The sequence below is a fragment of the Vibrio genomosp. F10 str. ZF-129 genome (assembly GCF_000287055.2).
Lineage (GTDB): Bacteria > Pseudomonadota > Gammaproteobacteria > Enterobacterales > Vibrionaceae > Vibrio.
In genome coordinates this window covers 1-14,736 of sequence record NZ_AJYQ02000010.1, presented here as the reverse complement: position 1 = coordinate 14,736, position 14,736 = coordinate 1, and the positions used below count along the sequence as shown (strand labels likewise).

Annotated in this window: 10 protein-coding genes, 1 pseudogene and 1 other annotated feature; of the genes and pseudogenes, 5 read left to right on the top strand and 6 right to left on the bottom strand. The window is 42.2% G+C overall.

The window, feature by feature from the left end; genetic code table 11:
- Positions 1–73: 73 nt before the first annotated feature.
- Together sltY and trpR are read left to right on the top strand one after the other, a co-directional pair.
- Positions 74–2,023 (top strand): murein transglycosylase, encoded by a 1,950-nt coding sequence (gene sltY, locus A1QO_RS01355; protein ID WP_017039774.1) that lies wholly within the window; start codon positions 74–76, stop codon positions 2,021–2,023.
- Positions 2,024–2,081: 58 nt separating this feature from the next.
- The gene (gene trpR / locus A1QO_RS01350) at positions 2,082–2,375 is read left to right on the top strand and encodes a trp operon repressor (protein WP_017035446.1); all 294 of its coding nucleotides are present in this window, start codon (positions 2,082–2,084) and stop codon (positions 2,373–2,375) included.
- 148 nt (positions 2,376–2,523) lie between these two features.
- On the opposite strand, the gene yjjX is transcribed toward trpR, so the two are convergent.
- The 6 genes and pseudogenes from yjjX to bamD all read right to left on the bottom strand — a co-directional run bounded on the left by yjjX (position 2,524) and on the right by bamD (position 10,043).
- The gene (gene yjjX / locus A1QO_RS01345; protein WP_017039775.1) at positions 2,524–3,060 is read right to left on the bottom strand and encodes an inosine/xanthosine triphosphatase; all 537 of its coding nucleotides are present in this window, start codon (positions 3,058–3,060) and stop codon (positions 2,524–2,526) included.
- The gene (locus A1QO_RS01340; RefSeq protein ID WP_017039776.1) at positions 3,023–5,407 is read right to left on the bottom strand and encodes a putative bifunctional diguanylate cyclase/phosphodiesterase; all 2,385 of its coding nucleotides are present in this window, start codon (positions 5,405–5,407) and stop codon (positions 3,023–3,025) included. Before A1QO_RS01340 ends, yjjX begins: the two co-directional genes overlap by 38 nt.
- Positions 5,408–5,648: 241 nt before the next feature.
- The gene (gene pheA, locus A1QO_RS01335) at positions 5,649–6,824 is read right to left on the bottom strand and encodes a prephenate dehydratase (RefSeq protein WP_017035443.1); all 1,176 of its coding nucleotides are present in this window, start codon (positions 6,822–6,824) and stop codon (positions 5,649–5,651) included.
- Between the two features lie 13 nt (positions 6,825–6,837).
- Positions 6,838–6,958 (bottom strand) — a sequence feature (Phe leader region).
- 110 nt (positions 6,959–7,068) lie between these two features.
- The gene (gene hpf, locus A1QO_RS01330) at positions 7,069–7,395 is read right to left on the bottom strand and encodes a ribosome hibernation-promoting factor, HPF/YfiA family (protein ID WP_017035442.1); all 327 of its coding nucleotides are present in this window, start codon (positions 7,393–7,395) and stop codon (positions 7,069–7,071) included.
- 346 nt (positions 7,396–7,741) lie between these two features.
- A pseudogene (locus A1QO_RS01325) lies at positions 7,742–9,191 on the bottom strand (transporter substrate-binding domain-containing protein).
- Between the two features lie 126 nt (positions 9,192–9,317).
- Positions 9,318–10,043: an outer membrane protein assembly factor BamD gene (gene bamD, locus A1QO_RS01320; RefSeq protein WP_017039777.1), complete on the bottom strand. Its 726-nt coding sequence runs from the start codon at positions 10,041–10,043 to the stop codon at positions 9,318–9,320.
- A gap of 129 nt (positions 10,044–10,172) precedes the next feature.
- Here bamD and rluD point away from each other — a divergent pair, with 129 nt between their 5' ends.
- From rluD to clpB, 3 genes are all read left to right on the top strand, one after another.
- Entirely contained in the window at positions 10,173–11,147 is a 975-nt protein-coding gene (gene rluD, locus A1QO_RS01315; RefSeq protein ID WP_017036905.1) for a 23S rRNA pseudouridine(1911/1915/1917) synthase RluD, read from the top strand.
- Positions 11,148–11,149: 2 nt separating this feature from the next.
- Entirely contained in the window at positions 11,150–11,872 is a 723-nt protein-coding gene (pgeF, locus tag A1QO_RS01310) for a peptidoglycan editing factor PgeF (RefSeq protein WP_017035438.1), read from the top strand.
- A 126-nt stretch (positions 11,873–11,998) separates the two neighbouring features.
- Positions 11,999–14,578, top strand: coding sequence for an ATP-dependent chaperone ClpB (gene clpB / locus A1QO_RS01305; RefSeq protein WP_017036906.1), 2,580 nt, complete (start codon positions 11,999–12,001; stop codon positions 14,576–14,578).
- Positions 14,579–14,736 lie beyond the last annotated feature (158 nt).

The window sequence follows — 14,736 nt, the reverse complement described above, 5'->3', positions numbered from 1 at the left end:
AACGCTTTACATTTAAGGCTAGAATTAGCGTAATTAAAGGGAATCAAACCTTATCTCAACAGGAAGAGAGCTAATGAAGTTAATGCCATTCACTCTACCGCAACGCCTTCTTACCTCAATGATCGCTGTTAGTTCATTGATGAGCGGTACTTCGTATGCTGAAACATCGTCAAGTATAACGACTCAAAGAAAACTCTATCAGCAAGCACAACAGCTTCTAGACGATAAAAACATTAAACAATATCGTCAGATGCGAGAACAGATCGCCTCTTACCCATTAACGCCTTATGTCGACTATCGAGCATTCTTGGCCGAGCTTGAACAAAAGACGCCAGAGGATGTGAGCCATTTTATCGATACTTACCAGAGTTTTCCTTTTTCTTATCGAATCCGAGCTCCGTATCTTGATGAGCTAGCGTCAAAAAAGGATTGGTCGACCTTGCTGGCCTTTCAAACAAAGCGACCGAATGGAGAAACGTATCAGTGCCACTATTATTACGCGCACTTTAAGGTGGGTGACAAGGCGAAAGCATTCAAAGGGGCCAATGATCTTTGGTTAAGCGGGGAAGGGGTGTCGGATGCTTGTGACCCACTGTTTAAAGCATGGAGTGAAGCAGGGCTTAAAACGGATCCGTTGATTTTAGAGAGAATGTTACTTGCTTTTAAAGCGGGTAACAGCAGTTTGATGAACTACTTGATGAAGCAGCTTGATAGCTCCTCAGCGGCGACACAAGCAAAAGAAATGCAGTCTCTGTACCGTGAACCTAAATCAGTAGGGGATTTTGCTAGCAAACATAAACCGAATGATTTTCATCAAAAACTCAGCATGTATGCTTTAAAGAAGCTTGCTCGTAAAGATATAGAGCAAGCACAAAGTGCCTTTGAAGAGGTTGTTAATGCGCAGCAATTACCAAAGGAAAGTCAGCAGGAACTGGCTGATTTTCTCGCATTTCGCTTAATTAATACCGATTCCTCGGAGTTGGCTAACTGGCGTGATGAAGCCATTAAAACATCACAAAACCGCTCTCTAATGGAAAGGCGAATCAGACTGTCGATTCAACATGCAGACTGGGAAGGTTTACAGAAGTGGACAGCACTACTGCCTAACTCTTACCAACAATTACCGCGATGGCAGTATTGGTTAGGGCGCTCCGAAATTGCACTAGGGGATACTTCATCCGGCCATCAAAGGCTTGAAAAAATAGTGGGCTTGAGAAACTTTTATAGCGTAGCTGCTGCCAAGGAGATTAAGCAATCTATTCAGTATCCAGTGACGACGATAACTCTGGATCACGCTTTGATCAAACACCATCAAGTAGCGTTAACGCGTATTCAGGAGCTCATTGATACAGATAAGATCACCGCCGCAAAAAGTGAGTGGCGTTGGCTCCTTAAAAATAGCCCAACCAAAGAAAAAGAGATGCTCGCTGCTTATGCATCAACGCAACGTTGGCATCACTTGTCTGTTGCCGCTTCTATTTCCGCCAAAATGTGGGACAACACGAGTTTACGTTTCCCTATCGCCCATATGTGGTGGTTTAATTTTTATGGGGAAAAGCACAATATTGATCCGATAACTTTAATGTCTCTGGCGAGACAGGAAAGTGCATTAGACAGCGAAGCTCAATCTCCAGTAGGGGCAAGAGGCATCATGCAAATTATGCCGACAACAGCTAAGTATACGGCTAAAAAATACCAGTTAAATTATCATGGGAAAAATGAGCTGTACGAAGTGGGGAAAAATATTGAAATTGGTAGCCATTATCTAGATGGACTGTTAGAGCAATATGACAACAACCGTATTTTTGCGTTGGCCGCTTATAACGCTGGCCCTAACCGAGTAAAACAGTGGCGAGAGCGAACTAACGAGAAGTTGGATGCTTATGCGTTTATTGAGGCGATTCCGTTTAAAGAAACCCGTGGTTATGTCCAGAATATATTGATGTTTGAAACCTATTATCGAGATTTAATGGGGGTGGATGGCGCCTTTCTTAATGAACATGAAATGAAAACTAAATATTGATTCCAATGGCGTTTGAACCCTTTACAATAGGATCATTAATTTTGAATCGAGCAGTAATATGTCATTAGAACCTCAATATCGAGATTGGCAACAATTAATGGATTTAATTAAGCATGCAGCAGACACAGAGCAACATGAGCTGCTACTGACGATGTTAATGACACCCGATGAAAGAGACGCGCTACTGGCTCGAGCAAATATTGTTTGTGAGCTATTGAAAGGTGAAATATCGCAACGTCAAGTGAGCCAAATGTTGGGGGTTGGTGTAGCGACGATTACTCGAGGTTCTAATGAACTCAAAGCAAAATCCGATGATGAAAAAGCTCAGATAGCCAAATTGCTTTTGAAATAACAGGCGAGATTTTCTTAGTATGTTATTTCGATAGTTATGTTCATTAACTAAGGGTTGCTCTATCTTCAAGCCCGAAGGAACGGCCTATAAAGGGCCGCTCTTCACATTATTAAGATATTCACCCAACCAATCTATTTACTTAATTAATCTATACACTATCAGGGAAGTGGTTTGGATTGATAAATGGGATCAGCGCTAAGACTAAGGCTTGATGGTACACACTGCTTCGACTCAGTTGATTGTGTGTCAGCAGGCCAATTGCCCCACCTTGTTGCTTAATGTTTTGAGTTCCAAAAACATCATCCATAACATCGCCCAGTTCATTGGCGTCTTGAAGCTTTGTTAGGACTTTTGGAGGTAACATTAAGCTTGCCGAGCGAGATTCTCCTCGCTGAGACTGTGATTCAACGGCAATCCAAGCAAATGTCATGTTGTTTTCTATCCCTGCTTCGAGTCCAACATAATAATCTGCGTTTGGTTGAGCGCGTTTGGCATTTTTGACTCGGTTGAGTGCGCCTAGGTGAGTTTCATGGTTTGACATCGGTTGGTCATCGACCTCACTAGGAACCGACACGCCCATAAATTCAAACGCCACGTTGGGAAATGTGTCACTAAAGGCACTTTTAACTGCATTAATCTTCGCTGGGTTAAGCGAAGCTATGACAACCTTGTTGCTCTCGTTCATGTTTTTTATGTCCTTTTTGCAAGTTCTTGCGCCATATTTTTAATTCTTCTAATGAAAGAGGGTGCGCAAAATGAAACCCTTGCATGTAATCACATTGGTAAGCTGAGAGCCAGTAGTGCATTTCTTCGTTTTCTATACCTTCTGCAGTGACGGCCATAGATTGTGAATGACAAAGGTCAATGAGTGGCTTGATGACTTTTTCGTTACCCGTCTTTATTAATGTCTCTAAGAAAAAACGGTCCAACTTAATTTTCTGTACTGGGTACTGAACTAAGTGAGTAATCGATGTGTATCCTGAACCAAAATCATCAATGGCTAAACGATAGCCTTGCATAGTGAGTTCGTGCAGTAATGGGAAGCTTTGTGAATCGCTGGCAAACGTTTCTGTAATCTCAAAATCAATAAGGTTTGGGTTGACGTTGTATAATGTGGCTTGCTGTTGGACATAATTGGCAAGTTGAAGTGAGTCCAATTCTGCGGATGACAGGTTGATCGACAGCTGAATTTCTTTTTCAAACATTGACTGTAAAGAACCAAAGTCACCAAACGCAGTGCGTATTACCCAACGGTCAATTTTCCCAAATAACCCTGTTTGCTCGGCGATTGGAATAAACTCACTAGGGCAAACCATTCCCAGCTTTAATGAATGCCAACGCAACAACGCTTCCACACCAACAACGTTCGCTCCGCTTTGATCAAAATAAGGTTGATAAACCAAACGAAATTCATTTTCTATCTCTGCATTTCTCAGTGCTCGCTCAATTTGAGTTCTGCGCTGAACCGCTTCATCCATTTCTTTGGAGTAGTAGCCGACCTGGTTTTTTCCTGCCTTTTTGGCTTGATACATGGCGGTATCGGCTCTAGAAATGAGGGAATGAATGTCGTTACCGTCTTTAGGGTAAGTGGCGATACCAACGCTTGCCGTTACCGGAAAGCTGCCTAATAAAGAATCGTGACTCTTTTGAATAGGCTCAAGTAATTTCGCAGTGAAAGTTCGAATGATATGGCTTTCGTTATCAAAATGCTTTGAAGAGATAAAAATGGCGAATTCGTCACCAGAAAGCCGAGAAGCAAAGCATTTTACGTGATGCTTTTTATGGAACTCATCACTTAACGTTTGAATGTGATGCGCAAAGTTGATGAGGAGTTTATCACCAATTGTATGACCATATTTGTCGTTTACGTACTTGAAATTGTCTAGGTCGATGTAAAGAATCCAAACCTGCTTGCTGGAACGGGTATTTGACAACGCGCGCTCAGCCAATTGATGAAAATGATGTCGGTTGGCCAATTGGGTTAAGTGATCATTTTCTGCTAATGCTTTTGTTTTTTGATAGGTCGTATTGAGCTCTTGATACATAGCGTGGAAGCGGCGAGATAGATGCGCAATTTCATCGTCTCCTTTCAGTAGTTCAATATTTTTACGTTGATTGCTCTCTACTTCACCAAGTTGTTGATCAAGCCTAGAGATTGGGCTTATCACATGCCTATAGAGGAGAAAAGTTAGAATCAGAACAGTGATAAGTGAAGAAATACCAAAAGAAGAAGCGAGGTTTTTCCCTAACGCATAGATCTTATCATCAATAATAAAATGAGCGGGATCTAACGTGGCATAGAAGTTTTTTTTCAGTTGCACTGTTTGAGTCAGTTTTGATGGATCCGGAATAAGGCGCTTAGGAACAATAGGAACTTCGGTAAAGAATATACTGCTTTTAGTATCAAATTCTATTTGCTTACGCAGTTGATTGAAAGCGGTTAGCGAGACAGAAACGACCACAAAAAAGGTCTCTTCATTCGCATTTTCTGTAGGATGTTTGAGGCTGTCCTTTCCGAGTAAATCATATCGAATCAGTACCCCTTCACCTTGAGAGTTTTGTGTGTAGCCTATATGACTGGTTTTTTTCGTCTTGGTATAAACGTTGTCAGTATATTCTCGGATTTTAGGGTCAAGCGTGTCGAGAGTATCGGTATTACTGTCGACATAAAATCGAGCGTTTCGATTATTATCTAGAATAGCTAGGCGGCCACTGCCGTCAGCACCAGATTGAAGAGAGGTAATAGAATGCTTTAAATTATCGATTAATTCAAGATCATGGTAGGGGCTATTCTCATTATGAAAGTAGTATCGAATAATGTCGCTTTTCGTCAGCGTGTAAGAATAGCCATTTAACACGGAAACAGAATGACGAAAATACCCCGCCAGCTTCTCCATATTAAGTTGAAGATAACTTTCTTCTCGTTTCAGTAAAGCATCTTTTTGTTGCTGAAAAATAGAGTAGCTTGATAGCGCAGCACTTAAGGCTATAACAGGAGCGACTAGCAGTAATATTCGGGTATTAAGCTTCATAATAGTCTAGCAACGGGATGAGGTACTTGCCCTTGCCCCCAAATAGCTGGAGTTATCCTTAACATCATGGTCGTGAGTTTATCCTGAGTTATATTAAAGTAATATGCAATAAAGTTACTACGAATTCATAAAGTGCAGACGAAAGAAGCGTCATTTTTTATCCCCCCGTAGAATGGAGAATTCTACGGGGGGCTCGTAAAAGTGTCAGCTCATTCCCGCGATTTATTAGACAGATGTAGACTTATTGAAGTTTTACTTGGGTGGGTTTCACGTTCTCTGCCGGATAACAGCCTAATACTTTTAGGTGTTTTGTGATCTTAGTAAGTTCATTGATGGCCGATTGCATATGTTGTGAGTCCAGATGAGCTTGAAGATCGACATAGAACATCTCTTCCCAAGGGTTTCCCATGATTGGTCGAGATTCTAACTTCGTCATATTGATGCCGTAGCGTTGAAGGATCAGTAGTGTTTCAACCAGAGATCCTGCTTCTTGAGAAGTCGACATAATGACGGTCGTTTTGGCTGGTATTTGCTGTGATACTTCTACAGGTTTGCGCGCTACCACGATAAAGCGGGTGTGATTTTCCGTTTGGTTGGCAATGTTACCTTGGATGGGTTGTAAGCCATATATCTTGCCGCTTGATGCATTACCAATCGCTGCAACATCGCTTCGGTTTAGCTGCTTCACTTTTTTCATTGCATCAGCAGTACTTGCGCAGGACTCTAGAGTCACTCCTTTTAAGCGGTTCAAGAACTCACTGCATTGCTGGTGGGGCTGAGGGTGAGAATAAAGTGTTTTAATGTCTTCAATTCGAATCTCAGAGGTGCTTACTAAACAGTGCTCTATGCGTTGTGTTAGCTCACCTACGATATAAAGCGTTGTATGTTGTAATAAATCATACACTTCATTAATGGAACCTGAGCTGGTGTTCTCTATTGGAAGTACGCCGTAATCCGCATGGCCCGATTCAACGGTGCTGGTAATATCTCGAAAACTTTCACAGTTGAGCTCCACCAATTCCATATTTTTCCGGCTGAAGAACTCTCTACTTGCGAGGTGAGAGTAAGAGCCTTTCGAGCCAAGGAAAGCGACTCTAGCGAGTGGTTTTCTGCTTTGAGGATTCGCTAAGTTTTGTAGGTAAGCTTGCTGCAATAAAACGGAATCTTCAATAATAGTGTGAAAAAGTTTCGTTATGTACTGAGCATCAAGGTTGTATTTATTTTGGCCATTATTAATGAGTTTGACCAAAAGCTGTTGTTCTCTATCAGCATCGCGAACAGGCTTAGAAGTTTCTACTTTACTTTTCGCTACCTCAATACTCATTTTTCGTCGTTCAGAGATCAAACTGAGTAATTGATCATCCAATTCGTTAAGGCGTGTACGAATTTCTTCCAGTGAGTATTGTTTGTCGGTCATGAATATTTCCTTTATAAAAAAGCCTCCCATTTGGGAGGCTTCTTGTTCGTTTTTGACTTATCTTCTGCAAACGATCCCGCCTCCAAGGTTATTGGAGTAAAAAGAAGTCAAAAAAGAACAGGTAAGTTTGCATAGTTGCTCACTCAAGAGTGAATATTTAAACACAATAAGCAAGCGAGCTTAGAGCGTCAAGAAAAAAAATAGCGCTTTTCAGCGCTATTTTTAAGTTTTATTTAATCAATCTTTATTCTACTTCTTCTTCAAGCTCGAGTTTTTCTGCTCGTCTAGCTTCTGGCTTGTGACGTAGTTTGTTTAGCTGACGTTCTAATTTTTGTTCAACCTCGTTAACGGCCGCGTATAAATCATCATGGGTTGCTGAAGCGACCAGTTGCCCCTTTGGTACTGTCATTATAGCTTCAAATTTCTTTTGCTTATTTGGTGCTTCGCTAAAAGTGGTTTGGCATCCAATAATGTCTACTTGCCACTTTTCAAGTTTCTTAAACTTACTTTCAATGTGCTCACGGATAGCAGAGGTGATGTCGATATTTTTACCAGTGATTTTTACTTTCATAGATGCTTTCCTCTGTGTCATCCCTTATGGGTTAACTTCAGATTACGCATTTGAGCAGAAAGTAACGTGATCTTAATCACTGTTTCTTGTCGATATTTATCAATGAAAACTAAATGTGATCTTACGCAAAGAGTCATGCTGTTTTCATAAAGAAAAGCTTGTTTTTTATTGGGATAAGACTAGATTGGAAGAGGTAATACGCAAAAACAAACCTTATTTTTGGGGAGTTTTTGCAGCCTAAAAAACTTTCCTGTTTGTTTTCTATCCACTCTTAATTGTGATCTTCGTCTCGATAAGTTCAGGCTACCCTTCAATGGCTAAGATAATGCAGCAGGGTAAGGCGGTTTTATTGATCGCGCAGTGGCCGTAATTCTGTCGGTGCAACGCTAGCATTTCTTTTAGCACGTAACTGCTTTAATGCGGATAGCTGTTTGTACACAACGTAATATCGATTGATGTTGGCTACATAAGTGACGGGTTCTTTACCTATATTTCTCCGAGCAATAATTTCCACATTTTTAAACCAAACATTGGGGTCATAACCGTGCTTAACGGCTAAACGCCTCATTTTTCGAATGTTGGCAGGTCCTGCATTGTAAGCTGCAAGGGTGAAATAGACCTGATTATCAGCGGAAATATCATCATCAGTAAAATACCGATCTTGTATGAACCGCATGTATTTCACGCCTGCATGAATATTGTTGTCGACTTTTTGAATATCAGCAATTGCGACGTTAGGATCTTTTGCGGTACTGGGTAGTACCTGCATCACACCAACAGCGCCTTTGTGAGACACTTTACTTTGATCTAACCCTGACTCTTGAAAGCCTTGAGCTGACATCATCAGTGGGTCGAATGAGTATTGTTCGGAATAGACTGAAAATATCGAGTATAACGAAGCTAGACGTTCCACTTTATTAGGATCGAGTAATCGTGCTAACCAACGAGTGTCTTCGATATATTTGTTATAAATAACGTTACCCAAAAGTGTCCCAGCGCGAGAAGACTTTAAAAACTGATCCGTTACTGTTTTTAATTGAGGGCTATTTTTTCTCATTGCCCAAGCAATTTTTCCACCCTCACGAAGTGGAAGAGCTGTGTGGACCTGCAAGTTTTCCATTGCGTTCATCCATAGCTCTGCTTTATGGCTGTCTAGAACGGTTGCTTTGATATGGCCCAAATTGATCATTTCCATCAGTTCATAGTCTTGTAACGTTTCTTCAATGAACTGAATAACGACGGGAGGTTGATCGATGGCATCGAGCTGAAAATTGATACGTTGTAGGCTTTCAAAATAACTAGAGCTTGCGCGAATCCAGACTTCTTGACCACTAAGTTGTTCAATTGAGGTGAATGGTGTCACCGATTGCTGAGTCACGATAAGTTCACTGACATCGCTGATAAAAGGAGAACTAAAATCGACGCGTTGTTTTCTTTTTTCTGTGATGGTGAGGTTGGCCATGGCGAGATCACCGTACCCACTTTCAATAGCTGGTAGCAAGTCATCTCGATGTATAGGAATCACCTGTAGGTTTAGATAGGGCGATGTCTTTTTGAGTTGTTTCTCAAAATGATAAAGTAACTCGGCAATAATTCCCTTTGGCCGTCCACCTTCGATGTAATAAAACCCTAAATCAGCAGCCACTAAAACACGTATAACACTTTTATTTTTTAATTCGTCAAAGTCGCCTTTGTAGGGTTTTTTTTTGCAGGGGGGATAGCTCTAGCGCAGAAGCACTTGAAACGCCCAGTAACAGAAATATAAAAGTAAACCACTGCCTACATTTGAAGGTCACAATAAACCAATCCTTTACTAAGTGATTCTTTAAGGTTAGGCGAAATACTGGTATGAGCAAGTGATACAAAAAAGCCGCGTCATAAGAAGCGGCTTTAAATCAGAGAGTTACTTTTATTGGCATGTATTAATTGCCATTAAGCTCAATAAGTTTTTGGGTTCTAGCAACCGCTTCTTCTAATCCAAGCTCTTCATACGCCGTTAATTGAATCTCTAATGATTTGCGGGCGGCCACTGTGTCTGGATAGGTTTTTTGTAGCTCTTGGCTGCGGTTGATAGCAGCAATCCAGGCCTCTCTGCGTAGATAAAAATCTGCGGTCGCCAAATCATAGTCGGCTAATCGATTCTTTAGCGCGTACATGCGTTTTCTAGAATCATTAGCAAATTGACTATTCGGGTAGCGCTGAAGCAGCTTTTTAAAATCAGCGAACGCTTTCTTTACTGGTTCAGGATCTCGATCACTTCGATCGACATTAAATAAATCATGCATGAAATTACGATCTTGAGCCATGTGTGTTAGGCCACGCATGTAAAGCACCCAGTCGAGCTTGTTATGCGTTGGATTTAAACGGCTAAAGCGCTCAATAGTAGCAAGGCCCAATGCCAAGTCATCGTTTTTGTAATACGCGTATATAAGGTCGAGTTGCACCTGTTCAGAATACGCGCCAAAAGGGTAACGTGAATCTAAGGCTTCTAGCTGTTCTATTGCTGTTAACCAGTTTCCTGAACGCAGGGATAATTGAGCTTCTGCATAGAGCTCTGATGGTGGAACATCGGGAACAATCTCATTACTGCTTGAGCAACCAAACAGCAAAGTAAGAGCGAGTAAACTGGATAAAGTATAGTGTTTCATGTCAGGAGCTGATTCCTTGAATTAAATATTTCTTAAGCTTCCGTTACTTTCTTCTTCGTAACAGATACAATGACGCTTATTTTTCCACAGTAGTGAGCATTAGTCTCACAGTTTTTGAAAAAGTTCGATATGGCCCAGCAGATAGAATTAACAAATACAGTAAAAGATAGCCAGCTTGGTCAGAGATTAGACCAAGCTGTCGCGGAATTATTCGCCGATTTCTCACGCTCTCGTATCAAAGAGTGGTTATTGGCCGGTAAAATCCAAGTGGATGGTGAAGTAATTACCAAACCTCGCGTTAAAGTAATGGGTGGAGAGCTTATTACCGTTCAAGCAGAGCTTGAAGACGAACAGCGTTGGGAAGCTCAAGATATTCCGCTTGATATTGTCTATGAAGATGACGATCTTTTGGTTATCAATAAACCGATTGGTTTTGTTGTTCATCCAGGAGCAGGGACACCAGATCGCACCGTGCTTAACGCATTACTTTTTCATTACCCTGATATTGCAGAAGTACCGCGCGCGGGCATTGTGCATCGTTTAGATAAAGACACAACTGGTCTTATGGTGGTCGCTAAAACCGTACCTGCACAAACTCGACTAGTACGTGCGCTTCAAAAACGTAAAATCACTCGTGAATACGAAGCGATAGCTATTGGTAAAATGACCGCTGGTGGTAAAGTAGATCAACCTATTGGTCGTCATTCAACGAAGCGCACCCTGATGGCTGTAGCGCCCATGGGGAAACCGGCTGTAACTCACTACCGAGTCGCTGAACATTTCAGAGAACATACTCGTATTCGCTTACGCCTTGAATCGGGTCGAACGCACCAAATCCGCGTTCATATGTCGTATTTGCAGCATCCGTTATTGGGTGATACTGCTTATGGTGGCCGAGCTCGTATACCAAGAGACGCAAGTGAAGAAGTGACCGAGATGATTCGTGGCTTTCAACGACAAGCTCTGCATGCTGTAATGCTTCGTTTTGAACATCCAGTGACAGGGGAAACGTTAGAATTCCATGCTCCGGTTCCTGATGATATGGTCGCGATTACTGAAGCACTGCGAGAAGATGCAAAACTAAACCACGCCGAAGATTACTAACCATGATCATCCCTAACTGGAATGCTCCTAGCTGTATAAAAGCAGTGTCTTCAACTCGCGTTGGTGGGGTTTCATTGCCACCCTATGACGGATTGAATCTAGGAACACATGTTGGGGATGACATTGCATTGGTTGAGCAAAATAGGACGTTATTTGCTGAGCAATGTGCCATGCCTAGTCAGCCTGTTTGGCTAAACCAAACCCATTCGACACATATACTTGAAGTCAAAGCACCGACAGAGACGGTGTTAGATGCTGATGGTGTTTTTACCCGTTCTCACAACGTCGTATGCTCAGCGATGACCGCAGATTGTTTGCCTGTACTCTTAACTAACACGTCAGGTACGCAAGTGGCAGCGATTCATGCGGGGTGGCGAGGGTTAGCCGGTGGCATCATTGAAAATGCAGTGAATCAGTTTGATGGCGATGTCATAGCCTGGCTGGGCCCTGCGATTGGTGCGACAGCGTTTGAAGTGGGTGATGATGTCTTGCACGCATTTTGTCTATTTGATGAAAATGCTGAGCGAGCGTTTATGCCTATTGAAAGTAATAAATGGCTGGCTAACATGACGATGTTAGCGACTCAGCGTTTAAAGCGTGTTGGGGTTAATCATATCTTTTCTAGCGATGTGTGCACTTATCAACAAAAGCGTGATTTCTTTTCCTACCGCCGTGATGGCATTACCGGGCGACAAGCCGTATTTATTTGGATTGAACCGAACTAACTCTTGCCCGTAATGTTCATGATCTATTTTTTGACTCATTCCTATTCCCTACCCCTTGAAAATTTAGTCTTTAGTATCCATCTTTCTAGTAAATATTAACTCATTTAGTCAGTTGGAATTATCGCTATGCGTCTAGATAGATTTACAAGTAAATTTCAAATTGCCATCTCTGATGCCCAATCATTGGCTTTGGGTCGTGACCATCAATATATTGAACCTGTGCACTTAATGGTTTCTTTATTAGACCAAAACGGCAGCCCAATTCGACCATTGCTGACTATGCTCGATGTGGACGTTCCACATTTGCGCTCCAAATTGAGTGAAATCTTAGAGCGTTTGCCGAAAGTTAGTGGCATTGGTGGTGATGTACAACTATCTAGCGCGATGGGGATGCTTTTTAATCTGTGCGATAAAGTCGCTCAAAAGCGTCAAGATGCTTATATCTCCTCTGAAGTCTTTTTACTCGCAGCGTTGGAAGACAATGGTGCTTTGGGGGCCTTACTCAAAGAGGTTGGTCTGACCGAGAAAAACTTGTCAGGTGCCATCGATAAAATTCGCGGTGGGCAAAAAGTAAAAGATCAAAATGCCGAGGAACTTCGCCAAGCGTTAGAAAAATTCACCATTGATCTAACCGAGAGAGCAGAACAAGGAAAATTAGACCCTGTTATTGGTCGAGATGACGAAATTCGCCGAACGATTCAAGTTCTCCAACGTCGCACCAAAAATAATCCAGTGATTATCGGTGAACCAGGTGTCGGGAAAACCGCGATAGTAGAAGGTCTCGCTCAGCGAATTATCAACAATGAAGTACCTGAAGGTTTACGCGGCCGTAGAGTCTTGTCTTTGGACATGGGGTCTCTTGTGGCTGGCGCGAAATACCGTGGTGAATTTGAAGAGCGACTAAAATCGGTACTGAATGAACTGGCCAAGGAAGAGGGTAACGTTATTCTCTTTATTGATGAACTTCACACTATGGTTGGTGCCGGGAAAGGGGAAGGCTCTATGGATGCAGGTAATATGCTAAAACCAGCTCTTGCTCGTGGCGAGCTTCACTGTGTCGGTGCAACAACGCTAGATGAATACCGACGTTATATTGAAAAAGATCCAGCCTTAGAGCGTCGTTTTCAAAAAGTGATTGTAGATGAGCCTTCGGTTGAAGATACGGTCGCTATTTTACGTGGTCTTAAAGAGCGTTATGAATTGCATCACCATGTTGAAATTACGGATCCAGCGATCGTTGCCGCTGCGAGCCTTTCTCACCGCTACGTATCAGACCGTCAGTTACCAGATAAAGCGATTGATTTAATCGATGAGGCGGCATCCAGCATACGGATGCAAATAGACTCGAAACCGGAATCGTTAGATAAGCTAGAACGAAAAATCATCCAGCTAAAAATCGAGCAACAAGCATTAATTAATGAGCATGATGATGCGAGTTCGAAACGCTTAGTGGTAATAGAGCAAGAGCTACAAGAAAAAGAACGCGCGTTTGCTGAACTTGAAGAAGTTTGGAACGCAGAAAAAGCCGCGTTGTCAGGTACCCAACATATAAAATCTGAGCTGGAACAAGCGAGGATGGACATGGACTTTGCTCGCCGAGCTGGTGATCTGAGTCGTATGTCAGAGTTGCAATATGGACGTATACCTGAGTTAGAAAAACAATTGGACCTAGCGACGCAAGCAGAAATGCAAGAGATGACATTACTGCGAAATAAAGTAACCAATAATGAAATCGCAGAGGTCCTTTCTAAACAGACAGGCATTCCAGTATCAAAAATGCTAGAGGCGGAAAAAGATAAGCTTCTACGAATGGAAGAAGTTCTACATAAACGAGTTATAGGGCAAAAAGAAGCAGTAGAGGTGGTGGCGAATGCCATTCGTCGAAGTCGTGCTGGTCTGTCTGATCCTAACAAACCAATAGGTTCATTCTTGTTTCTTGGGCCTACGGGGGTAGGAAAAACCGAGTTGTGTAAAACACTCGCTAATTTCATGTTTGATAGCGAAGACGCAATGGTTCGCATTGATATGTCCGAGTTCATGGAGAAGCATTCGGTTGCTCGATTAGTCGGGGCGCCTCCTGGCTATGTAGGTTATGAAGAAGGTGGCTACATAACAGAAGCAGTTCGGAGAAAACCTTATTCAGTAATATTACTCGATGAAGTAGAAAAAGCGCATCCAGATGTATTTAATATCTTATTGCAAGTTCTTGACGATGGACGACTGACTGATGGACAGGGTCGCACTGTCGACTTTAGAAACACCGTAGTGATAATGACATCCAATCTAGGCTCGACGCAAATCCAGGAACATTTTGCAGCTTTAGATTATCAGGGCATTAAGAGTGCGGTAATGGAGGTGGTAAATAAGCACTTCCGACCAGAGTTTTTAAATCGTGTCGATGAAAGTGTTGTCTTTCACCCATTAGGAAAAGAGCATATTAAGTCGATTGCGTCGATACAACTTGCACAGTTAGGCCAGCGCATGGAAGACAGCGGTTATCAACTTGCAGTATCAGATCAGGCTCTCGATTTAATTGCCAATGTAGGCTTCGATCCAGTTTACGGCGCAAGGCCACTAAAGCGGGCGATACAGCAAACGGTAGAAAACCCATTAGCCAAAGCGATATTGGCCGGAAAAGTCGATCCGGAGAAAAAAGTAGAACTGTTAGTTGTTGATAATAAAATAGTGGCGCACCAATCTAAATAAAGAGGACATGTAGAGTCTAATTTGATGTTATTTTGTCCGCCCCAGCACTTTTTGATCGTTTATTGAACAAACGATTCGGTTCGTGTTGTTTTTGTATAAAAAAGGCTTGCGTCATCAAAGAGTCTGATTATAATGCGCAACCACTGAGACGGCAGACG

Bases quoted from the DNA above. Each gene is read 5' to 3' on its own strand.
- sltY (WP_017039774.1), top strand. From the start codon at position 74: ATGAAGTTAATGCCATTCACTCTACCGCAACGCCTTCTTACCTCAATG.
- trpR (WP_017035446.1), top strand. From the start codon at position 2,082: ATGTCATTAGAACCTCAATATCGAGATTGGCAACAATTAATGGATTTA.
- yjjX (WP_017039775.1), bottom strand. From the start codon at position 3,060: ATGAACGAGAGCAACAAGGTTGTCATAGCTTCGCTTAACCCAGCGAAG.
- A1QO_RS01340 (WP_017039776.1), bottom strand. From the start codon at position 5,407: ATGAAGCTTAATACCCGAATATTACTGCTAGTCGCTCCTGTTATAGCC.
- pheA (WP_017035443.1), bottom strand. From the start codon at position 6,824: ATGACCGACAAACAATACTCACTGGAAGAAATTCGTACACGCCTTAAC.
- hpf (WP_017035442.1), bottom strand. From the start codon at position 7,395: ATGAAAGTAAAAATCACTGGTAAAAATATCGACATCACCTCTGCTATC.
- bamD (WP_017039777.1), bottom strand. From the start codon at position 10,043: ATGAAACACTATACTTTATCCAGTTTACTCGCTCTTACTTTGCTGTTT.
- rluD (WP_017036905.1), top strand. From the start codon at position 10,173: ATGGCCCAGCAGATAGAATTAACAAATACAGTAAAAGATAGCCAGCTT.
- pgeF (WP_017035438.1), top strand. From the start codon at position 11,150: ATGATCATCCCTAACTGGAATGCTCCTAGCTGTATAAAAGCAGTGTCT.
- clpB (WP_017036906.1), top strand. From the start codon at position 11,999: ATGCGTCTAGATAGATTTACAAGTAAATTTCAAATTGCCATCTCTGAT.